Source organism: Leucobacter chromiireducens subsp. chromiireducens, from assembly GCF_016758255.1.
Classification (GTDB): domain Bacteria; phylum Actinomycetota; class Actinomycetes; order Actinomycetales; family Microbacteriaceae; genus Leucobacter; species Leucobacter chromiireducens.
This window is the reverse complement of sequence record NZ_QYAD01000002.1, coordinates 459,471-480,977: the sequence shown is the minus strand read 5'-3', so window position 1 is coordinate 480,977 and position 21,507 is coordinate 459,471. Positions and strand designations below refer to the sequence as shown.

Annotated in this window: 16 protein-coding genes; 8 read left to right on the top strand and 8 right to left on the bottom strand. The window is 66.8% G+C overall.

Annotated elements, in window-relative coordinates:
• Positions 1 to 553: 553 nt before the first annotated feature.
• The 5 genes from D3226_RS08205 to D3226_RS08185 all read right to left on the bottom strand — a co-directional run bounded on the left by D3226_RS08205 (position 554) and on the right by D3226_RS08185 (position 8,016).
• Positions 554 to 2,692: a DEAD/DEAH box helicase gene (locus D3226_RS08205; RefSeq protein ID WP_202382033.1), complete on the bottom strand. Its 2,139-nt coding sequence runs from the start codon at positions 2,690 to 2,692 to the stop codon at positions 554 to 556.
• 106 nt (positions 2,693 to 2,798) lie between these two features.
• Positions 2,799 to 3,623, bottom strand: a complete 825-nt coding sequence (locus D3226_RS08200; RefSeq protein ID WP_202382032.1) for an ABC transporter ATP-binding protein — start codon at positions 3,621 to 3,623, stop codon at positions 2,799 to 2,801.
• Positions 3,620 to 5,467: a dipeptide/oligopeptide/nickel ABC transporter permease/ATP-binding protein gene (locus D3226_RS08195; RefSeq protein WP_202382031.1), complete on the bottom strand. Its 1,848-nt coding sequence runs from the start codon at positions 5,465 to 5,467 to the stop codon at positions 3,620 to 3,622. Before D3226_RS08195 ends, D3226_RS08200 begins: the two co-directional genes overlap by 4 nt.
• Entirely contained in the window at positions 5,464 to 6,405 is a 942-nt protein-coding gene (locus D3226_RS08190) for an ABC transporter permease (RefSeq protein ID WP_202382030.1), read from the bottom strand. The genes D3226_RS08195 and D3226_RS08190 overlap by 4 nt, the downstream gene beginning before the upstream one ends.
• A gap of 75 nt (positions 6,406 to 6,480) precedes the next feature.
• On the bottom strand, positions 6,481 to 8,016 hold the full coding sequence (locus D3226_RS08185; RefSeq protein ID WP_202382029.1) for an ABC transporter substrate-binding protein: 1,536 nt from the start codon (positions 8,014 to 8,016) through the stop codon (positions 6,481 to 6,483).
• 301 nt (positions 8,017 to 8,317) lie between these two features.
• Between D3226_RS08185 and hpaH the strand changes: the two genes are divergently transcribed.
• From hpaH to hpaD, 6 genes are all read left to right on the top strand, one after another.
• Positions 8,318 to 9,103: a 2-oxo-hept-4-ene-1,7-dioate hydratase gene (hpaH, locus tag D3226_RS08180; RefSeq protein ID WP_202382028.1), complete on the top strand. Its 786-nt coding sequence runs from the start codon at positions 8,318 to 8,320 to the stop codon at positions 9,101 to 9,103.
• Positions 9,088 to 9,909 carry an HpcH/HpaI aldolase family protein gene (locus tag D3226_RS08175; RefSeq protein WP_202382027.1) on the top strand — a complete coding sequence of 274 codons (822 nt, stop codon included), beginning with the start codon at positions 9,088 to 9,090 and terminating at the stop codon, positions 9,907 to 9,909. The genes hpaH and D3226_RS08175 overlap by 16 nt, the downstream gene beginning before the upstream one ends.
• A 168-nt stretch (positions 9,910 to 10,077) precedes the next feature.
• Positions 10,078 to 11,562: a fumarylacetoacetate hydrolase family protein gene (locus D3226_RS08170; protein WP_202382176.1), complete on the top strand. Its 1,485-nt coding sequence runs from the start codon at positions 10,078 to 10,080 to the stop codon at positions 11,560 to 11,562.
• A 2-nt stretch (positions 11,563 to 11,564) separates the two neighbouring features.
• Complete coding sequence (locus tag D3226_RS08165) at positions 11,565 to 12,239, top strand: GntR family transcriptional regulator (protein ID WP_202382026.1); 675 nt, start codon at positions 11,565 to 11,567, stop codon at positions 12,237 to 12,239.
• Positions 12,240 to 12,298: 59 nt separating this feature from the next.
• Positions 12,299 to 13,795: a 5-carboxymethyl-2-hydroxymuconate semialdehyde dehydrogenase gene (gene hpaE, locus D3226_RS08160; RefSeq protein WP_202382025.1), complete on the top strand. Its 1,497-nt coding sequence runs from the start codon at positions 12,299 to 12,301 to the stop codon at positions 13,793 to 13,795.
• Between the two features lie 87 nt (positions 13,796 to 13,882).
• On the top strand, positions 13,883 to 15,025 hold the full coding sequence (hpaD, locus tag D3226_RS08155) for a 3,4-dihydroxyphenylacetate 2,3-dioxygenase (protein ID WP_202382024.1): 1,143 nt from the start codon (positions 13,883 to 13,885) through the stop codon (positions 15,023 to 15,025).
• Positions 15,026 to 15,296: 271 nt separating this feature from the next.
• On the opposite strand, the gene D3226_RS08150 is transcribed toward hpaD, so the two are convergent.
• Positions 15,297 to 15,935, bottom strand: a complete 639-nt coding sequence (locus tag D3226_RS08150; protein WP_202382023.1) for a TetR/AcrR family transcriptional regulator — start codon at positions 15,933 to 15,935, stop codon at positions 15,297 to 15,299.
• 4 nt (positions 15,936 to 15,939) lie between these two features.
• Positions 15,940 to 17,436: an APC family permease gene (locus tag D3226_RS08145; protein WP_202382022.1), complete on the bottom strand. Its 1,497-nt coding sequence runs from the start codon at positions 17,434 to 17,436 to the stop codon at positions 15,940 to 15,942.
• Positions 17,437 to 17,547: 111 nt separating this feature from the next.
• Between D3226_RS08145 and D3226_RS08140 the strand changes: the two genes are divergently transcribed.
• The gene (locus tag D3226_RS08140) at positions 17,548 to 18,699 is read left to right on the top strand and encodes a DmpA family aminopeptidase (protein ID WP_202382021.1); all 1,152 of its coding nucleotides are present in this window, start codon (positions 17,548 to 17,550) and stop codon (positions 18,697 to 18,699) included.
• 194 nt (positions 18,700 to 18,893) lie between these two features.
• Positions 18,894 to 20,432, top strand: a complete 1,539-nt coding sequence (locus tag D3226_RS08135; protein ID WP_237462573.1) for an APC family permease — start codon at positions 18,894 to 18,896, stop codon at positions 20,430 to 20,432.
• A gap of 91 nt (positions 20,433 to 20,523) precedes the next feature.
• Here D3226_RS08135 and D3226_RS08130 read toward each other — a convergent pair whose 3' ends face one another.
• A complete protein-coding gene (locus tag D3226_RS08130; protein WP_202382020.1) occupies positions 20,524 to 21,501 on the bottom strand; it encodes a ribose-phosphate diphosphokinase in 978 nt (325 codons plus the stop codon).
• Positions 21,502 to 21,507 lie beyond the last annotated feature (6 nt).

Here is a 21,507-nt window from a genome sequence, read left to right as displayed (position 1 = left end):
ACGTTCGGGGCGCGCGAGCTCTGGCACCACCTTGTAGCGCCCGCTCGAAGCTGCTCGGGTGACGAGCTCGAAAGTATCTCGGGCGCCGGGCCCGGCGAAGGGGGTGCGCACGTGAACGCTCCGCCGATCAACCTTGCCGCCCGGTGTGCGCGCTGCGAGCTCTGGGAGGGCGCGGGCCAAGGCGGCAAAAGCGTGCGCGACTCCTCCGGGGAACTCAGGGCCGTGGTAGCGCATGCAGTCGGCGAAGCTGTAACGCAGCTGTTCGTCTCCGTCCCACACAGTCAGCGTGCGGTCCGGCTTCGGGCTGAGGTTCATCGGGGCTCACTTTCGGCGGACGTCTGGTGCAGCCGCGTCAGGGAACGCGGGTTCACACAGGCCACTGTACCCGATTTATTTAGGTTACCCTCATCTTCATCTGATCTTTTCGAAATTCTTCAGATTGACGCCCGCTCGCGAATCACCAGCGCGCTCGGCCGTGCACAGAAAGTGCGCCCCCGGAGACGACGCAGCGCCCGGCGGGATCCCCCACCGGGCGCTGCACTACTGCGTGATGTTACCAGCGTGGCTTGCGCTTGCCATCAGCGCGGTTGCCACCCTCGTCGCGGCGATCGGAGCCATAGCCGCGATCGTTCCCGTAGCGGTCACCGCCACGATCGTTCCGGTCCGAGTAACCACCGCGGTCGCCACGATCGGAGCGGCCGTAGCCCCCACGATCTCCGCCGCGATCGCCACGGTCGTACCCGCCGCGGCCCCCACGGTCGCCGCCGTATCCACCGCGGTCACCGCGGTCGCCGCGATCCGAGCGACCATAGCCGCCACGGTCTCCGCGGTCGTAGCCACCACGACCGCCGCGGTCACCGCCGCGATCGTACCCGCCACGGCCACCACGGTCGCCGCCGCGGTCCGAGCGGCCGTAGCCACCGCGGTCTCCGCCGCGATCGCCGCCACCGCGCGGGCCGCGATCTTCCTTGAGCTCGATGAGCTTGCCGCTGATGCGGGTCTCCGAGAGCTTCCCGAGCGCCTCACCGGACAGGTCGGCCGGCAGCTCGACGAGCGAGAAGTCGTCGCGCACCTGGATGCGACCGAAGTCGTCGCGGGTGAGGCCACCCTCGTTCGCGATCGCGCCGATAATCTGACCGGGGTTGATCTTCTGCCGGTGGCCCACCTCGATACGGTACATCTTGAGGTCAGTGCGACGCTCGCGCGGGCCCCGATCCTCGCGCGCGGGACGGTCGCCACGGCCACCGCTCACACCCTCCTCGAGGAAGCGTGCGGCCTGCTTGCGGTCGCGCTCGAACTTACGATCATCGTCCTCGGTGAGGAGCAGCGGAGTGTCACCCTGCGCGACAACAGCCAGGGCGGCGGCGACGTCGGGCTCCGGCACGTCGTGGTTCCGCACGTAGTGCGCGATGATGTCGCGGAAGCGATCGATGCGCGCGGTCTCGCCGAGCGCCGTGGTGATCGCGTCGTCGAAGCGCGACAGGCGCGTAGCGTTCACCTCGTCGACGCCGGGCAGCGGCATCTGCGTGAGCGGCTGCTTCGTGGCCTTCTCGATCGCGCTGAGGAGACGGCGCTCGCGCGGGGTCACAAAGCTGATCGCGTCGCCCGTGCGGCCGGCGCGGCCGGTGCGGCCAATGCGGTGCACGTACGACTCGGTGTCGATCGGCAGATCGTAGTTGATGACGTGGCTGATGCGCTCAACGTCGAGCCCGCGGGCGGCAACGTCGGTGGCCACCAGGATGTCGAGTCGACCGTCCTTCAGTGACTGCACCGTGCGCTCGCGCACGTTCTGCGCGATGTCACCGTTGATCGCGGCCGCGGAGTAGCCACGGGCGCGCAGCTTCTCAGCCACCTGCTCTGAGTCACCACGCGTACGGGTAAAGACGATGAGGCCGTCGAAGTCTTCGACCTCGAGGATTCGCGTGAGCGCATCGAGCTTCTGCGTGTAGGAGACGACGTTGTAGCGCTGCGTGATGTTCGAGCTCGTCTGCGTCTTCCCAGCGATCTTGATCTCCTGCGGGTCGCGCAGGTGCTGCTGGGAGATGCGGCGAATCTGCGCCGGCATCGTCGCGGAGAACAGAGCGACCTGCTTCTCCTCGGGCGTCTCGGCAAGGATCGTCTCAACGTCCTCGGCGAAGCCCATCTTGAGCATCTCATCGGCCTCGTCGAGCACGAGGTACTTGATCTGGCTCAGGTCGAGCGAACCACGCTTCAGGTGGTCCATGATGCGGCCGGGGGTGCCGACCACGATGTCCACGCCGCGGCGCAGTGCGGACAGCTGCTGGCCATAGGCCTGGCCGCCGTACACGGGCAGCAGGTGCACCTCGGGAAGGTGCGTGGCGTAGCTCTCAAAGGCCTCGCACACCTGGAGCGCGAGCTCGCGGGTGGGGGCCAGAACGATGGCCTGGGGCACACCCTGGCCGGGCTCAATACGGGAAAGGACGGGAAGCGCGAAGGCTGCGGTCTTGCCGGTACCGGTCTGCGCGAGGCCGACAACGTCGCGCCCCTCAAGCAGAACCGGAATGGTGGCGGCCTGAATGGCCGACGGCGTTTCGTAGCCAACCTCGGTCACGGCGCGGAGCACCTCGGGTGCGAGGCCCAGCTCGGCGAAGGTGATGCGCTCGCCCTCAGTGGTGTCGGGGGTTGCCGTCGCGCCAGCTTCGGGCGCGGCATTCTCAGAAGAGGTCATCATACTAGTCTACCCCGGGAAAAGGTGGTAGCGTACCGCCCCGCCGCAGTGACCTGAGACGGGGCGGATCGCCGGGGCTTCGAGGCGTACGCGCGGCCTGGCGCACGGTTCACCCGGCGCGCAGTTCCAGCCACGCCGCGCGCCGCTCGGCCTGGCGCACCGGGTCGGCCACGGGGGACGCGGCGAGCAGACGCTGGCTGTACGGATGCTGCGGCGCGCGCGTCACCTGCTCTCCGTCCCCCACCTCAACGAGTTCGCCGCGCGTCATCACGGCGACACGATGGCAAATGCGACGCACCACGCCGAGGTCGTGCGACACAAAGAGATACGCCACGCCAGTGTCGCGCTGGAGTTCGATGAGCAACTCGAGCACCGTGGCCTGGGTCGTGAGGTCGAGCGCGCTCACCGGTTCGTCGCAGATGATCAGCTTCGGCTCGCGCACCAGCGCACGCGCGATCGCGATGCGCTGCCGTTGGCCGCCCGAGAACTCTCGCGGCAGCCGGTCGATCACCCCAGCGGGGAGCCGCACGCGATCGAGCATCTCGGCGACTGTGCGTCGAGCCGCGGCGCGATCCACGCCGCCCGCGGTCAGCGGCTCGGCAAGAATCTCCCCGATGGTGAGCTGGGGGTTCAGCGAGCCGTAGGGATCCTGAAACACGACCTGGATGTCGGCGGCGAGCTCACGCCGCTCGGCGCGTGTGGCGTGCGTGATGTCTCGCCCCGCAAAGGTGATCGAGCCGCTTGCCACGGGCACCAGCCCCAGGATCGCCTTCCCCAGCGTGGACTTGCCCGAACCGGACTCGCCAACGAGGCCGACGCATTCCCCCGCGCCAACGTCCAAGGACACCTCGTGCAGCACACGGTTGGGCTTGCGTTTGCTCCCGTACTCCACGACGACATCGCGGGCGGAGAGGAGCGGAGCAAACTCGGTCATCGGGAAACCCCCTCGTGGGAAGCGGCGTCGGCCGTCGCTCCGGATGAACTGATGGTGGCGTGGGCCGCGTCGAGTTCTGCGCGGCTCGCGGCGGTGTCGAGCGAGGCGGCAATCAGCTCGCGCGTGTATGGCTGCTCGGCGTGCTCGAAGATGGGCCCGACATCGTCAATCTCGACGATGCTGCCGTCGCGCATCACCACCACTCGATCACAGATATCCGCGACCACACCAAAGTTATGGGTGACGATGACGAGCGCCATGTCCCCCTCGCGCTGCAGCTCGCGGAGCAGTTCGAGGACTTCAGCCTGCACTGTCACATCGAGCGCGGTGGTCGGCTCGTCTGCAACCAGCACGGAGGGGCGGCCGGCGATCGCACCGGCGATGAGCACGCGCTGCGCCATTCCGCCCGAGAGCTCGTGGGGATAGCACTTCATCACTCGATCGGGATCGACGATGCCGACCCGGCCGAGCACCTCGAGTGCGCGCGCTCGCGCTTCGCCCTTGCTCATGCCGTGGACGGCACGCAGTGGCTCGACCAGCTGATACCCGATCGTGTACGACGGATCCAGATTGGTCATCGGTTCCTGCGGGATGTACCCGATCTCGTGCCCGAGCAGTTGGGCGCGGTCACGGCGCGACAGCGTGGTCACGTCCTCGCCGCCGATCCAGATCGCATCCGCGGTGTAGTAGCCGGACTTCGGCAGGAGATCCAGCATCGAGAACACGGTCTGCGACTTCCCGGAGCCGGACTCGCCGACAATGCCCACCACCTCGCCGGGCGAGACGTCGAGCGTGATGCCGTGCACCACTTCGACCTCCCCCGCGGGCGTCTCGTAGCTCACGCGCAGGTTCTCAAGCCGCACCGCGGAGTCGACCGCGGCCACCGAGATCGAGCCTGTGGTGGTGGTCGATGCCCCAGCGGGGAGCTTCGCGGCGTTCTCCGCGGCGATGCGGCGGCGTTCACGACGAGAGAGCGTCGGCGTCTTCACGCTGATCACATCGGCGAGTGTCGAGCCGAGCACCGCGAGCGCCGCGATCGTGATTCCCAGCGCGATCGAGGGCCACAGTAGCAGGAGCGGATCCGTGCGCATCACCTTGAAGCCCTCGTTCATCGCGGCGCCCCACCCGGGGGTGGTGCCGCCGCCAATGCCAAGGAATTGGAGACCGGCCTGCATGCCCATCGCCATGCCGGCGGTGAGCGCAGACTGAATGACGATCGGCGCGGTGACCTGCGTGATGATGTGGCGGCCCATGATGCGGAGGTCCGAGAGCCCCGCTACCCGCGCGGCGTCGACGTAGGCCTCGCCACGCACCGCAAGAACGGTGGAGCGCGTCAAGCGGAAGTAGCCCGGCGCCATGAACACGCCGACGGTGATCATGAGGAGGTTGAAGTTGTTGCCCGTGTTCGCGCCGACGATCAGCAGAATCACCATGCCGGGGATCGACTGAAGACCGTCACTGATCCACGTGCCGATGCGATCCATCCGTCCGCCGTAGTAGCCGGCGGCGAGCCCCGCGGGCACACCGATCACGAGCGCGGTGCAGATCGCCACGAGGGCACCCCACAGGGTGATCTGCGTGCCCCAGATCAGGCGGCTTGCAACGTCGCGGCCGGTCGTATCGCCGCCGAGCCAGTGCGCGGCGCTCGGGTGCGCGCGCGTGATTGAGAGGTCGACGAGGTTCGGGTCATAGGGGGCGAGCCAGGGCGCGAGTACGCCGACGAGCACCACGAGCGCAAGCACACCGAGTGCGATCGCGCCGGCCGGGCGCTTCACCAGGCGCAGGAAGAGCGCCTCGCGGCGTCCCCCACGCGTATCGATCGTGTCTGAGAGCGGAGTGGTCATTTCGCACGCGCCTTCGGGTTAATCCAGCCGAGCAGGATATCGAGCAGGAAGTTGACGATGACGACGAACACGACAGTGATCACCGTGATCCCGAGCAGCATGGGAATATCGCCGTTTTGCGAGGAGGCCTGCGTGAGCGGCCCGATGCCGGGCAGTGCGAAGATTTGCTCGACGATGATCGCCCCGGAGAGCAGGCCGACGAACATGAGCGCGAGCACGGTGAGCGACGCAGGGGCCGCGTTGCGCAGCAGGTGCAGCACCACCCGCCAGGGCGGCAGGCCCCGACTGCGAAGGGTGCGCACGTAGTCCTGTGTGTCCGCCTGGATGATCGCGTTGCGCAGCTGCTCGGCGATCATGACGATGGCGCCCAGCGCGAGCGCAATGGCCGGCAGCGTGATCGACTGCACCCAGCCGCCCACCGATTGCGTGGGCGCGACGTAGCCGACCGCGGGGAACCAGCGCAGGTTCACGGCGAAGGTCATGACGAGCACGAGCGCCACCCAGAAGCCGGGGAGCGCGAAGAGGATGACCGCGGCAGCCTTCACGATCTTGTCGAGCCAGGTGTTTGGGCGGAGCCCGGCGGCCACGCCGAGGACTGCGCCGAGGAGCGCGGACAGCAGGATTGCGACAGAGACCACCGAGAGCGTCACGGGAAGCTTCAGCGCGAGCTGGGAGCCGACCGACTGGAAGTTTTTCCAGGAGACGCCGAGGTCGCCGCGGAAGAGGCCGCCGAACCACTCGCCGAACTGAACGAGCAGTGGACGGTCAGTGCCGATGCGCTGCGCGAGCGTGGCCTGAGCTTCGGGGGTGGCGGCGCTGCCAAGCAGGCCCAGCGTCGGGTCCGGGATCGCGGCGTGCGCGAGGAAGAAGGTGCCCGTCGCGACGGCGACCAAGAGGATCACGCCGGACAGGAGCCGTTTGAGAGTGAAGGTGAGCATCGGGTCTCCGGGAGTGGGATGACGGGTCGATGGGGCGTTCGGGGTGGGGCCGGCGTGCGGCCCCACCCCGAACACTTACTTCGAGAGAGCGATCTGTCGAAGGGTGGGGAACATCATGCCGGTGACCGGCGTGACGGTGAATTCACCGGCCGAGATGTAGGTGTTCGTGGACTGCGCCCACACCGAGAAGAACGCGTTGTCGGTGACCAGCTCGTTGAGCTTCTCCACCGCCGCGGTCTGCTCCTCACCCGGAGCCGCGGTGAACACGGTGTCGACCTGCGCCTTGACCTCGGGGAATGCGTCGAGGCCCGGGGTCGGGTTGTACCACTGGGGCTTCGCGATCTGGCGCTCAACCGTGGCGATCGGGTTCGAATCCATCGCGATCACGCCGACGAACATCGGGTACTCGGGAGCGACCGACATGTACTGCATGAAATCGGTCTCCTTCCAAGTCACACCGATGCCGAGTTCGCCAAATGTCTGCTCGACGATGGCCTGCCAGGGCTGGAAGGGCGGCGCCATCGGCATAGTGACGTCGAAACCGTCGGCGTAGCCCGCCTCGGCGAGCAGTTGCTTCGCTGTCTCGATGCTCGGCTTCGTCTTGCCCGTGAGCGCGGGGACGTAGCCCGGCGTGCCCACCGGGAACACCTGGTTGGTTGCCTCACCAACGCCCTGTGCGATGGTCTCCACCATTTCGGGCCCGTTGAACGCGACGTTGAGCGCCTGGCGCACCTTGAGCTCACCGAGCGGCTTGCCCATCTCGGTGGCGCCGGCGCGATCGCTGAACTGCAGGCCGACCCACATGGAGAGCCCCGTGGCCACGTTCCACCCGCGATCGGGCGCCATATCCATGGCGGTCTTGTCGCCGTAGATCACGTTGAACTGGCCGCTCTCCATGCCGTTGAGCATTGCCGTCGCATCAGACAGTGGGCTCACCGAGAGCGGATCGAACGGGAAGTCGGCTGCTGCCCAGTGATCGGCCACCTTGTCGAACCGGTACTCGGCACCCGGCACCGAGTCGGCCGAGAGCGTGTACGGCCCCGATCCCACTGGAGTCTCCGCGAGCGTCCCGGCGTCGATCGCGTCCGGCGCCATCATGTAGCTGCGGCCGAGGCCCATGAAGTAGAGGATGGTGTCGTCGCGCTGCGTGAGGTGGATCGCGATCGTATCCTCGTCGACTGCCTCGAAGCTCTCCACCTTCTGGTAGGCCTCCTGTGAGCGTGCGCCCTGCTGGAGGTACTCGAGGCTCTTCACTGCGGCGGCGGCGTCGAACGCCTCGCCATCCGAGAACTTCGCGTCGCTGCGGAGGTCCATCGTGATGGTCTTGAAGTCGTCGGAGATCTCCCAGCCGGTAGCGAGCGCGGGCTGAGGTTCGCCGGAACCGTCGATCGCGACGAGCGGGTCGTAGATGGCCGACAGATAGGGGCCGTCAAAGCCCACGTCGGCGAGTGACGGATCCCAGGACGTGAGGTCCAGGAAGTTGCCAATGCTGAGCGGCTTGGCTGCGGCATCATCGCCGCCGCCGGTGGCCGCCCCGCCCCCGCCCGAGCAGGCCGTGAGCGCGAGCGTCGCAGCGGCGAGCGCGGCGATTCCCGTGAGTGTTCTCTTCATCGTGTCTACTTCTCTCGGTTTCGGACTTGTGCTGATGGGATGAGGCTCCGTTGCGTTGCCATCGCATTTCCGCCGCGAACAGGTGTCCCCCGCGTTGTGATGGACGTCACTTCGGCGTGCCGTCGCTTTCATTCTACGAACGTTGACTAAAAAAGCAAACTTTCGTCTACGGTCCGAGAATAACGATTTTGCGACGGCGCACACACCCGGCGCACCGGGAGTTTTTTCGCGACAGCCGCGTGACCCATTGGCACCCGGATCGGGATCGTATACGATTCGAAGTACGACCAAAGGAGGCCCCGTGCTCGACCAGACCCAGATTGACGCCATCGCCGAGGAGCTCGTGCAGGCAGATCGCGACCGCGCGGTACTGCCGAAGCTCACCAGTCGCTACCCCGACATGGTGATCGAAGACTCGTACGCCATCCAGAAGGTGTGGTCGGATCGTCGCATCGCGCAGGGCGCGAAGCTTGTCGGGCACAAGATCGGCCTCACCTCGAAGGTGATGCAGGTGGCAACGGGCATCTCGGAGCCCGACTACGGTGTCATCCACGACGACATGGTCTTCGAGTCAGGCTCCGTGCTCGAGTTCGACCGCTACTCCAATGTGCGCATCGAGGTTGAGCTCGCATTCGTGCTCAGCAAGCCGCTCTCCGGCCCCGGCACGACGATCTTCGACGTGCTCGACGCGACCGCGTATGTCGTCCCCGCACTCGAGGTACTGAACTCGCACCTCGAGCTCGAGGGCCGCACGATCGTCGACACGATCAGCGACAACGCCGCGATGGGTGCAATGGTGATCGGCGGCCGTCCCGTGAAGGTCGACGAGGTGGATCTCAGCTGGGTACCCGCACTGCTCTACCGCAACGAGACGATCGAGGATTCGGGCGTTGCCGGAGCGGTGCTCGGCCACCCGGCGATGGGCGTTGCCTGGCTCGCCAACAAGCTTGCACAGCACGGCCAGTCCCTTGAGGCCGGCGAAATCATCCTCGCGGGCTCGTTCACGAAGCCCATGTGGGTGGAGCGCGGCGACACGGTGCACGCGGACTACAACGAGCTGGGGTCGGTGACATGCCGATTCGTGTAGAGCTTCCGGCCACCCTCCGCACGCGACTCGACGCCTCCGAGCGGCCGCTCATCGGCCTCTGGGCCTGCGCAGGCAGCCCCGTCACCGCGGAAATCGTTGCGGGCAGCGGTTGCGATTGGGTACTGCTCGACGCCGAGCACTCCCCCAACGGCCTCGAGTCGGTGCTCGCCCAGCTGTACGCAATGTCGGCCTACCCGGTCGCGCCGCTCGTGCGGCCACCCTTCGGCGACACAGTCACGATTAAGCAGTACCTCGACCTCGGTGCACAGAACCTCCTGATCCCTATGGTGGATTCCGCGGAGCAAGCCGAGCAGATTGTGCGCGCGGTACGGTATCCCGACGGCACCGCCACCGGCGGGGTGCGCGGCGTGGGCTCGGCGCTCGCCCGCTCGGCCCGCTGGAACCGGGTTGAGGGGTATCTCGGTCGCGCGGACGAGACGATCAGCCTCACCGTGCAGATCGAGTCGGCGGTGGCCGTAGCGGACGTCGAACGAATCGTTGCGGTCGACGGCGTGGACGCGATCTTTGTCGGCCCGTCGGATCTGGCGGCATCGATGGGGCTGCTGGGACAGCAGGCGCACCCGGATGTCGTGGAGAATGTGCTGCGCGCCATCCGCGCGGGAGTCGCAGTGGGCAAGCCGGTGGGAGTCAACGCGTTTGTCCCCGCGGACGCCGAGCGATACATCGAGGCCGGCGCCTCTTTCGTCGCGGTTGGCGCGGACGTGGCCATCCTGGCCCGCCAAACCGAGGCACTCGTTGAACGCTTTACCGGCGGCAACGCGGGCGCGGCCCGGGCAAGCTACTAGCACCCCGCACGCTGATGCCCGTTCCGTCAGCCCCGCCCGCCGCGGGCAAGGGCCGGTCTGGGCACAGCCCCGATCCCAATCACCGAAATTCACACACTTCCGACGGGTCTTCACAAACCCCAGCGGATCGTATACGATAAGAAATACAACGAGATGAGCGAGGTAGCCATGACGTACGGAATCGAGACCCCCGGCAAGATCATTGCCGTGCACCTCAACTACCCGTCGCGGATCGCACAGCGCGGCCGCACGCCTGCATTCCCTTCCTACTTCTTCAAGCCCGCCTCGTCGCTCGCCCCCACCGGTGGCACCATCGAGCGCCCGGCTGGAACTGAGCTTCTCGCTTTCGAGGGCGAGATCGCACTCGTGATCGGCAAGACGGCCCGCTGGGTATCCCCCGAGGACGGCTGGGACTACGTGTCGCAGGTCACGGCAGCCAACGATTTCGGCCTGTACGATCTGCGCGCCGCAGACAAGGGGTCGAACGTGCGCAACAAGGGCGGCGACGGCTTCACGCCGATCGGCCCCGCGGCGATCGCGACCGACGGCATTACTCAGGACGCCTGGCGCGTGCGCACCTGGGTAAACGGCGCACTCGTTCAGGACGACACGAGCGACACCCTCAAGTTCCCCTTCGGTCAGCTCGTTGCAGATCTCTCGCAGCACATGACGCTCGAGCCCGGCGACGTGATCCTCACCGGCACCCCCGCGGGATCCTCCGTTGTGCTACCCGGCGATGTTGTCGAGGTTGAGGTGGACGCCCCGAATGCGCCGGGCGCCCCCACCACCGGGCGACTCGTCACCACGGTCACGCAGGGCACCACCGCCTTCGGCGACTTCGGAAACACCCCGAAGACCGACGATCTGCAGCGCGTCGAGGCGTGGGGCAGCGAGGAGGAGCACGCCGCAGCGGTCGCCGCAGGCCGCGCGACCCCGCTCGAGGGCACCCCCGCTCAGGTGCTTACCCCCGAGATTCGCGCGCAGCTTGAGGGCGTCGCCGTCGCAACCGTGTCGGCCGCGCTGCGCAAGCGCGGCTACGTCGACATCTTTATCGATGGCGTGTACCCGAACCACGAGGGCGACACCATCCTCGGCACGGCGAAGACCCTTCGCTTCATCCCCTTCCGCCCCGACCTGTTCAAGGCGCACGGAGGCGGCTTCAACGCGCAGAAGCGCGCGTTCGACACCGTGAACGAGGGCGAGGTGCTCGTCGTCGAGGCACGCGGCATCCCCTCCACCGGCACTGTCGGCGACGTGCTCGCACTGCGGGCGCAGGTCCGCGGGGCCGCCGGCATCGTCACCGACGGCGGCGTGCGAGACTTTGCCGCCGTGCAAGAGTTCGACATTTCGGTCTTTTCGCAGGGCGCCCACCCGAGCGTGCTGGGCCGGCGCCACGTGCCGTGGGAGACCGACGTCACCATTGCGTGCGGCGGAGCCGCAGTGCAGCCCGGCGACATCATCATGGGCGACCGTGACGGCGTGCTCGTGATCCCGCCTTTCCTGCTCGCCGAGGTCGCTGCCGAGGCGGCTGCGCAGGAGCGCGCTGATGCCTGGGTCGCCGACCGCGTCGCCGAGGGGCACGCAGTGGACGGGCTCTTCCCGATGAACGCCGAGTGGCGCGCGCGGTACGAAGCCGAGACGGGTGCGGAATAGCCATGACCGCCGAGTCGAAGTCCGAGCGCGCGTACCGCCTCATCCGGGAACGGATTGACAGCGGGCAGTACGTGCCGGGGTACCGCCTCGTGCTCGCGCCCATCGCGGCCGAGCTCGACATGTCGGTGGTGCCCGTGCGCGAGGCGATTCGTCGCCTCGAGGCCGAACAGCTCGTCACCTTCGAGCGCAACGTCGGTGCGCAGGTCTCCCTCGTGAAGGAGACCGAGTACCTGCACACCATGCAGACGCTCGCGCTCGTCGAGGGCTCAGCCACGGGATTGGCAGCGCCGTTCATTACGCCCGATCAGGTCGTTCGAGCCCGCGCGATCAACGAGACCATGCGTGAGTCGCTGAGCGCATTCGATCCGCAGCGCTTCACGGAGCTCAACCTCGAGTTCCACAGCGTCCTGTTCGAAACGTGCCCCAACCCGCACATCCTCGATCTCGTGCATCGCGGCTGGAATCGCATGAAGGTGCTGCGAAATTCCTCGTTCAGCTTCGTGCCCGGCCGCGCGCGTGAATCGGTTGCCGAGCACGAGCGCCTGCTCGAGCTCATCGAGCAGGGGGCATCTCCGCTCGACATCGAGCTCGCCGCCCGCGCACACCGCACGGCAACGCTCGACGCAGTGCTCGCGCACTCCGAGGAGCAGCACAAGCACGCAGCGCCCGCGGCATAGCGCCGCACACCCCCACAAGACCACCACACACCACAGCAATCACCACCGGAGGCGACAGCATGACACAGCAGAAGCCCGCAGGGCTCCCCGACAAGATCCGCCACTTCATCGACGGCAAGTTCGTCGACTCGATTGGCGGCGAAGAGTTCGATGTGCTCGATCCCGTTTCGAACGAGACGTACATCCAGGCCTCCGCCGGCCAGAAGGCGGACATCGACCTCGCGGTTGCGGCCGCGCGTCGTGCCTTCACCGAGGGCCCGTGGCCGAAGATGCTCCCCCGCGAGCGCTCGCGCATCCTGCACAAGGTCGCCGACATCGTTGAGTCGCGTGACGCGCAGCTCGCCGAGCTTGAGAGCTTCGACTCGGGGCTTCCCATCACGCAGGCGAAGGGCCAGGCGCGTCGCGCGGCCGAGAACTTCCGTTTCTTCGCGGACCTCATCGTCGCGCAGCACGACGACACCTTCAAGGTGCCCGGCCGCCAGGTCAACTACGTGAACCGCAAGCCCATCGGCGTTGCTGGCCTGATCACCCCCTGGAACACGCCCTTCATGCTCGAGTCGTGGAAGCTGGGCCCCGCGCTCGCCACGGGCAACACCGTGGTGCTGAAGCCGGCCGAGTTCACCCCGCTCTCCGCTTCGCTGTGGGGCGAGATCTTCCGCGAGGCGGGTGTGCCGGACGGTGTCTTCAACCTGGTCAACGGTATGGGCGAGGACGCGGGCGATGCGCTCGTGAAGCACCCCGACGTTCCCCTCATCTCCTTCACGGGTGAGAGCAGCACCGGATCGTTGATCTTCGGCAACGCAGCGCCGTTCCTGAAGGGCCTCTCGATGGAGCTCGGCGGCAAGAGCCCCGCCGTGGTCTTCGCGGATGCTGACCTCGAGGCCGCGCTTGACGCCACCGTGTTCGGTGTCTTCAGCCTGAACGGCGAGCGCTGCACCGCGGGCAGCCGCATCCTCGTGCAGCGCGACATCTACGACGAGTTTGTTGAGCGCTACGCTGAGCGGGCGAAGAACGTGGTCGTGGGCCTGCCGAACGATCCCGCCACCGAGGTGGGCGCGCTCGTGCACCCCGAGCACTACGAAAAGGTCATGAGCTACGTCGAGATCGGCAAGGGCGAGGGCCGCCTCGTCGCCGGTGGCGGCCGCCCCGAGGGCTTCCCCGTAGGCAACTTCGTTGCGCCGACCGTCTTCGCTGATGTGAAGCCCGACGCGCGCATCTTCCAGGAGGAAATCTTCGGCCCCGTCGTGGCGATCACCCCGTTCGATACCGACGAGGAAGCGCTCGAGTTGGCGAACAACACGAAGTACGGTCTCGCCGCGTACATCTGGACCTCAAACCTCAAGCGCGCGCACAACTTCGCGCAGTCGGTCGAGGCCGGCATGGTCTGGCTGAACTCGAACAACGTCCGCGACCTGCGCACGCCCTTCGGCGGCGTGAAGGCTTCGGGACTCGGCCACGAGGGCGGCTACCGCTCGATCGATTTCTACACCGATCAGCAGGCCGTGCACATCACGCTGAACGAGGCGCACTCGCCGAAGTTCGGCGCGGGCAAGTAAGGCCGCACGCACCCTTTCATCCCCGCTCGCGCCACCGTCGCCCGGGCACCCACCGAATTCAAGATTCACAAGATTAAGGACAACGAAATGTCTGAACTCAAAGGTCGTGAAAAGACCTCGTCCGGCTTCTACGTAACGAAGGAAGCTCCGATCAAGACCGACAACGCGATCAAGACGCCCGCGTCGCCCGCGCCGGACATCCTGCGCTGCGCGTACATGGAACTCGTGGTCACCGACCTTGCCGCGTCGCGCGCGTTCTACGTTGACGTCCTCGGCCTCACGGTGACCGAGGAAGACGAGAACACCGTCTACCTGCGCTCGCTCGAGGAATTCATCCACCACAACCTCGTGCTGCGCCAGGGCCCCATCGCTGCAGTCGCCGCGTTCTCCTACCGCGTGCGCACGCCTGAGGATCTGGACAAGGCTGTTGCGTTCTACACCGAGCTCGGCTGCCGGGTGGAGCGACGCGCAGAGGGGTTCACCAAGGGCATCGGTGACTCGGTGCGCGTCGAGGATCCGCTGGGCTTCCCCTACGAGTTCTTCTACGACGTCGAGCACGTGGAGCGCCTCGCGTGGCGCTACGACCTGTACACGCCGGGCGCGCTCGTGCGTCTCGACCACTTCAACCAGGTCACCCCCGACGTGCCCCGCGCCGTGCGGCACTACCAGGATCTCGGCTTCCGCGTCACTGAGGACATTCAGGACGAAGAGGGCACCGTGTACGCAGCGTGGCTGCGCCGCAAGCCCACCGTCCACGACACGGCGGCAACCGGAGGCGACGGCCCGCGCATGCACCACGTCGCGTTCTCGACCCACGAGAAGCACAACATCCTCGCGATTTGCGACAAGCTGGGCGCGCTGCGCATGTCTGATCGCATCGAGCGCGGCCCGGGCCGCCACGGTGTCTCGAACGCGTTCTACCTCTACATCCTCGATCCGGATGGGCACCGCGTCGAGATCTACACGCAGGACTACTACACGGGCGACCCCGACAACCCGGTTGTTACCTGGGACGTGCACGACAACCAGCGCCGCGACTGGTGGGGCAACCCGGTTGTTCCGTCCTGGTACACGGAGGCCTCCCTCGTGCTCGACCTCGATGGGAACCCGCAGCCCGTCGTTGCGCGCACCGATGCGTCGGAGATGGCCGTGACGATCGGCGCCGACGGCTTCTCCTACACCCGTGACGAAGAGGGCGAGAAGGGCTTCAAGCTCGGCAACACTCTCTAATTCGGCACTCTGAAAGGAGGGGTGGGGCGTTCACGCGCCCCACCCCTCCTTTCGTGCGTTGGAGCCCTCGCCCGCGAGCCGCACTGTCGGCCACGACTCCGGCTCCGTCCGCCCCGGGCAGATCGTTCACCGAAAGGTAGGTTGCGGCGCGAAGCAGCCTGCCCCCGCGCAGGCGATCTACCCTGCGGGCGGGGTGGGGTGGAGATGGGCGGGCAGGTGAGCAGGCGGGCAGGCGCGGCGCGTGGGGAGCGCTCGGCAGGTGGGCAGGCGGCTAGCGGGGCTGCGGGGCACCAGTCAGTGCGCCCACGAGTGAGCCCGCGGAGAGGCCGAGCGCCAGTTCGGCATACGAGCGCACCGCTGCGCGGCATTCCTCGCGCGGGGTCCGATCCCCCACGAGCGGGTACAGATCGTAGGCATCTTCGAGCGCAACCAGGTTGCGTGCGATGATGCCGGGCGGCGACGCGAGCGTGAACTCCCCTGTGCCAGCACCAATCTCCACGAGCGTGCGGTAAAGCATGACCTGCCGCTCGACAAGCGCCCGGTGCGCCGGCAGGTACTCGGGGTGCTCCGCCAGGATAGGCACGCTTTCGTACACTTGACGCAACTCATCACTGATTTCGTCGGGAACCCCTGCCTCGATCATGGCAGCCACACGGGCCGCGGCAGACGCGGAACGGTCGAGGATATCCTGGCGCCGCTCGGCGAACTGCTCCATGGCGCCCGCAAGCGCAGTGATCTGCAGCTCGTTGAGACTCGAGAAGTAATGCAGCACATTCGCCGGGCTCATCGCCGCTTCAGCGGCGACCGCACGCACGTTCACCCCGCCGCGGGGCCGCGTCCGAGCGACGCGCCAGAAGGCACGAATGATCTCTTCGCGCCGTTCTCCACGGCGCCGCTCGGTCGCGTTCATGCGCTCAGCCTAGGGCATCCGGCACACGCACCGTTTCCGTGAGCCCCGCGTAGTACTTCGGGCGCCGCGCGCGCAGCACCAGGCCAACGATCACTCCGGCGGTGAGCAGGATCGGGGTGGGTAGCAAGAGCACTTGGTTGATCGGGCCCTCGAGTCCGGTGACCACCTCGAAGTTCGTGACAATGAGCGCGTAGCCCACAATTAGGCCCAGCGCCCCCAGAATCGGCGCGATGACAACGCGGAACACGCTGTGACCGCGCCGGTCACGTGCGAAGTACCAGACCACGGCCACCGCTGCGAGCGCCTGCGCGAAGACGAGCCCCTGCACTCCGGTTGCGTACGTCCAGAGCGCGAGCCCCAGGAACGGATCAGCTCCGACCAGGATCGCGATCACAACACCGACTGCCGCGAACACCGAAAGTGTGAGGCTCGCGGTCGCGGGCGCGTGCGTCTTCGGGCTTGTGCGCGCAAGCACCTTCGGGAGGAGCCCCTCCCGACCCAGGGAAAAGAGATACCGTGTGCACGCGTTGTGGAACGACAGCACGCACGCGAAGAAGCTCGTCACAATGAGGATCTTCATCACGAACGCTGCCCAGGCACCAGCGAGTTCCCCCGTGCCCTCGATCACCACGGTCTCGAACGCGTCGGTACGTGCGAGTGCGACGACGCCTTCCGCACCAAACGCCACGGTGAGGATCCAGAACGTGAAGGCGTAGAACACGCCGAGGAACACCACCGCGATGATGGTGGCGCGTGGAATCGTGCGCTCGGGGCGCTTCGCTTCCTCCGCGTAGATCGCGGTGCTCTCGAAACCGAGGTAGGCGCCAAAGCCCATGACAAAGAGGGCACCGGCTGCTGGCGCGAAGAAGACGTTCTGGGGGTCGAATCCCGCGAGACTCCAGGGCTCGGGACCGCCATCGGCGAGTGCGGCGACCGCGAGGACCAAGAGGATTGCAACCTCAAGCGTGAGGAGCACCGCGAGCACGCGCGCCCCCACGTCGATCGAACGGTAGCCGAGGAGCGCAACGATTGCGACCGCGATGAGCGACCACACGCCCCACGGAAGGTCGATACCGAGGAGCTCTGCAAACGTGAACTGCGCGAAGAAGCCAATGAAACCGTAGAAGGAGATCACGAGAGAGATGTAGGCGAAAACGGTGACCGAAGAGGCACCGATGCCGAGCGGCTTCCCGAGCCCGCGGGACACGTACGCGTAGAAAGCACCGGCGTTACGGACGCTCTTCGACATCGCGGTGAAGCCGAGTGCGAAGAAGACCAACACCACCGCGCAGAACAGGATCGCGCCCGGCGCACCGACGCCGCCCATGCGGAATGAGGTCATGGCTCCGCTCACGACGACGGTGAGTGGCGCGGCGGCCGACACCACGAAGAAGATGATGTCCCACGTGCCGAGCCGGCCCTTGGCGAGCGCGCCGCTCGGCGGCCCAGCCGCGGGGGCGGCGGCATCCACTGGGGAGTGGGGAACGGGGGTGGTGGACATTTCGGACTCCTTTGTCTCGGCGTGAAAACCAGCTAGGATTCGAACACGAATCAGTCTCGGCGGGATACACCTAGTGTTCTGCAGTTTATGCATAGACGAGGGGATTAAACAATGTTCAATGTTGAGCGGCCCAAGAATGGGACGACGCCACGGGCGCGCGAACTGGGCGTACCGTTCGACGGCGAGACCGGAACCTGGAACGCAATCACGGATGTTCCAGGAGTGACCGTCGGGCAGGTCACGCTCTCCTTCGACTCCCCGGTTGTTGCCCGAACGGGCGTCACCGCGATCCTGCCGCGCGGCCGCGAGCACGCCGGGCTCCCGTGCGCGGCGGGTATCGCAGTACTCAACGGCAACGGCGAGCTCACGGGGCGCAGCTGGATCGAGGAGTCCGGCCAACTCCAGGCCCCCATCGCGCTCACCAACTCACACGCAGTTGGCGCGGTGCACCGCGGGGTCGACGCATGGATGGCGGAGCACCACCCCGCAACCGCAGCCGCATGGATACTCCCCGCGGTCGGCGAGACCTGGGATGGGTACCTCAACTCGATCAACGCCGACACCGTGCGCCCCGAGCACGCGGCCGAAGCCCTGAACGCCGCAGCCTCCGGGCCTGTCGCAGAGGGAAACACCGGTGGCGGCACCGGCATGAACTGCTACGGCTTCAAGGGCGGTACGGGCACCGCCTCCCGCGTGGTGCGTTCAGGCGAGGAAAGCTGGACTGTGGGCGTGCTCCTCCAGGCAAACTTTGGCGGCCGCAAAGAGCTCCGCATTCAGGGGCAGCCGCTCGGCCAGGATTCGCAGGCGCCGAACCCGATGGAGACCGAGCCCTGGTTCGAGGCCGACCTCGCCGACTCCAGCACCGCCCCGCGGAGCGCTACCCCGGGCGCCGGGAGCGTGATCGTCATCGTCGCAACCGATGCCCCGTTACTCCCCGATCAGTGCCGCGCCCTCGCGCGGCGCGTGCCGCTCGGCCTCGCGCGCACGGGCACCACGGGCAGCCACTTCTCGGGCGACATCTTCCTCGCGTTCTCCACAGCGAATCCCGGCGGACTGAGCTCAGCCATGGCCGGCAAGACCGTGAGCACGGAAACACTCGAGCACGTCGCCTGGGGCAGCATCGACCCATTCTTCGAAGCGGTGGTGCAGGCCACGGAGGAGGCCGTGGTGAACGCCCTCGTGGCGGCACGCGACACCGTTGGTCGCGCCGGACACGTGAGCTATGCGCTCCCCCACGACGAGGTGCGCGCGGCCTTCAGCTGACGGACGCGAGGCGGGATCCCCGGCTCGCAGACTATCCATTTGGAAAGCCGTGCGCGCGCGGTCATGTCCCGTGCGCGCACGGCACAGCTTTCGGCTTCTGATCACGGTTTCTCGAACCTAGACTCACTCACATGTGCCGCCAGCGCCGAAGCTGGCTTGGTCGGCAAAGACGCGAGACCGGGGAGGAAACCCACATGACCACCACCGCACCGACGCCCGAAACGGCGCACGATCCGGGGCTGAGCCGCCGCACGCTCGGTGTGCCCGCGATCACGCTCATGATCATCGCGGCATCCGCGCCGCTCACCGTGGTCGCGGGCGGCGTGACCACCTCGTTCGCCGTCACCGAGTCGCTCGGGGTGCCGCTCGGCTTCCTGCTCATCGCAGTGATCCTCACCGTGTTCGCGGTCGGGTACACCGCGATGGGGCGCAACATCACAAACGCCGGTGCGTTCTACGCGTACATTGCGCAGGGGCTCGGCCGCCCGCTCGGCGTGGGCGCCTCACTCATTGCGCTCGTCTCCTACAACGCCATGCAGATCGGGATCTACGGACTCTTCGGATTCCAGCTGTCGATGTTCCTCGAGGCGAAGTTCGGCTTCGCATCACCCTGGTGGCTCTGGATTCTGCTGTGCATCGTGCTCGTTGGCATTCTCGGCGTGAACCGGGTGGACCTCTCAGCGAAGGTACTCGGCGTGCTGGTCGGCCTCGAGTTCCTCGTTGTGATCATCTTCGACATCGTGGCGATCGGCGCAGCACCCGAGGGTGTGTCCACCGCCACGCTCAACCCCGGCGCGCTGTTCGGCCCTGCCCTCGGCATCATTCTCGTGTTCGGCGTGGCCGCGTTCATGGGCTTCGAGGGTGCCGCCATCTACGGTGAGGAAGCGAAGGATCCGAAGCGCACCGTGCCGCGGGCTACCTACGCCGCCGTCGCGATCATTGGTGTCTTCTACGCGTTCAGCGCCTGGGCATTCTCGGTGGGCATCGGCCCCGCCCAGATCGTACCTGCATCGCAGGAGTTTGGCCCCGACCTCATGTTTGTCTTCATGACCGACCAGGTGGGCGTGCTCTTTGCGGACGTCATGACGTTGCTCTTCCTGACGAGCCTCTTCGCCGCGCAGCAGTCCTTCCACAACGCCGTTGCGCGCTACTTCTTCTCGCTCGGGCGCGAGGGCGTGCTCCCCGCGTGGTTCGCGCGCACCAGCCGAGCCGGCGCCCCCTGGGCGGGATCGGTCGCGCAGACCGTGATCGCCATCGTCGTGGTCGTCGGCTTCGCGCTTGCCGGTGAGGCCTTCGGCGGCGCTGCAGCGCTCGGCGAGTCCGCCTTCCTCTACCCCGTGCTCACGATGTTCACGTGGCTCACCAACACGGGCGCCATGGGCCTCGTGCTGCTGATGGCTGTGATCGCAGCGGCGGTGATCGGCTTCTTCCGCCGCAACCGGCGCGGGCTGAGCGTGTGGACCACACTCGTCGCCCCCATCATCTCGGGCATCGCGCTACTGTGGGTGTTCGTCATGATCCTGCAGAACTTCCAGCTGATGCTCGGGCAGGAGCAGCCGGATGCGTCCACGTTCGTCCTCCCCGGGATGATCTTCGCCGCCGGAATCATCGGCATCCTCTGGGCGCTCGTCATCCGTGCACGGAAGCCCGAGATCTACCGCCAGATTGGGCATGGCACGGAGCCCGGTGCGTACGGGACCGAGCTCGTCGATGTGGTGGGTGAGGAGCTCTAGCCACCACACACGCACTCAATGCCTGAGCCCCGCCCCTTCAGCTGAAGGGGCGGGGCTCAGGCTTTGTCGGCGAGGCCGAGGGTCTGGGCGCCTAGGCTGCGCCCTCGAACATGCTCGTCACGGAGCCGTCCTCAAACACCTCGTGGATCGCCTTCGCAAGCAGGGGCGCGATCGAGAGCACGGTGAGCTTCTCGAACTGCTTCTCCTCGGGAACGGGGAGCGTGTCGGTGACGACGACCTGGTCGATGAAGTCCTGGGACAGGTACTCAACGGCCTTGCCGGAGAAGATCGCGTGCGTCGCCGCGATTGTCACACCGCGCGCGCCGGCTTCCTTAAGCGCCTCGGCCGCCTTCGAAATTGTGCCGCCGGTGTCGATCATGTCGTCAACCATCAGGCACCAGCGATCCTTCACATCGCCGACAATGCCGTGCACCGATGCCTGGTTCGCAACCGAGGGGTCGCGGCGCTTGTGGATGATCGCGAGCGGTGCGCCGAGGCGGTCACTCCACACGTCAGCCACGCGCACGCGGCCCATGTCCGGCGAGACGACGGTGAGGTCGTCGCGGTTCAGGTGCTTCTCGAAGTGTTCGAGCAGCACGGGCATCGCGAACAGGTGATCGAGCGGGCCGTCGAAGAAGCCCTGGATCTGGGGGGCGTGCAGGTCGACCGACATGATGCGATCCGCACCCGCGGTCTTGAAGAGATCAGCGATCAGGCGAGCAGAGATGGGCTCGCGGCCGCGGCCCTTCTTGTCCTGGCGGGAGTACGGGTAGAACGGGGCAACCACGGTGATTCGCTTTGCCGACGCGCGCTTGAGCGCGTCAACCATGATGAGCTGCTCCATGAGCCACTCGTTGATCGGGTTGGTGTGCGACTGGATCACGAAGGCGTCCGAACCACGGACGCTCTCGTCGAAACGCGCATACAGCTCACCGTTCGCGAAGGTACGCGCATCGGTGGGAACGAGTTCGGCGCCGAGCTCGGCAGCCACCTGCTCGGCGAGCTCGGGGTATGCCCGGCCCGTAATCAGGACGAGCTTTTTCTGCCCCGCCATCTCGATCTTGCTCATCAGTGC

Coding starts and splice junctions, on each gene's coding strand:
- D3226_RS08205 (WP_202382033.1), bottom strand. CDS start 2,692: ATGATGACCTCTTCTGAGAATGCCGCGCCCGAAGCTGGCGCGACGGCA.
- D3226_RS08200 (WP_202382032.1), bottom strand. CDS start 3,623: ATGACCGAGTTTGCTCCGCTCCTCTCCGCCCGCGATGTCGTCGTGGAG.
- D3226_RS08195 (WP_202382031.1), bottom strand. CDS start 5,467: ATGACCACTCCGCTCTCAGACACGATCGATACGCGTGGGGGACGCCGC.
- D3226_RS08190 (WP_202382030.1), bottom strand. CDS start 6,405: ATGCTCACCTTCACTCTCAAACGGCTCCTGTCCGGCGTGATCCTCTTG.
- D3226_RS08185 (WP_202382029.1), bottom strand. CDS start 8,016: ATGAAGAGAACACTCACGGGAATCGCCGCGCTCGCCGCTGCGACGCTC.
- D3226_RS08175 (WP_202382027.1), top strand. CDS start 9,088: ATGCCGATTCGTGTAGAGCTTCCGGCCACCCTCCGCACGCGACTCGAC.
- D3226_RS08170 (WP_202382176.1), top strand. CDS start 10,078: ATGACGTACGGAATCGAGACCCCCGGCAAGATCATTGCCGTGCACCTC.
- D3226_RS08165 (WP_202382026.1), top strand. CDS start 11,565: ATGACCGCCGAGTCGAAGTCCGAGCGCGCGTACCGCCTCATCCGGGAA.
- hpaE (WP_202382025.1), top strand. CDS start 12,299: ATGACACAGCAGAAGCCCGCAGGGCTCCCCGACAAGATCCGCCACTTC.
- hpaD (WP_202382024.1), top strand. CDS start 13,883: ATGTCTGAACTCAAAGGTCGTGAAAAGACCTCGTCCGGCTTCTACGTA.
- D3226_RS08150 (WP_202382023.1), bottom strand. CDS start 15,935: ATGAACGCGACCGAGCGGCGCCGTGGAGAACGGCGCGAAGAGATCATT.
- D3226_RS08145 (WP_202382022.1), bottom strand. CDS start 17,436: ATGTCCACCACCCCCGTTCCCCACTCCCCAGTGGATGCCGCCGCCCCC.
- D3226_RS08140 (WP_202382021.1), top strand. CDS start 17,548: ATGTTCAATGTTGAGCGGCCCAAGAATGGGACGACGCCACGGGCGCGC.
- D3226_RS08135 (WP_237462573.1), top strand. CDS start 18,894: ATGACCACCACCGCACCGACGCCCGAAACGGCGCACGATCCGGGGCTG.
- D3226_RS08130 (WP_202382020.1), bottom strand. CDS start 21,501: ATGAGCAAGATCGAGATGGCGGGGCAGAAAAAGCTCGTCCTGATTACG.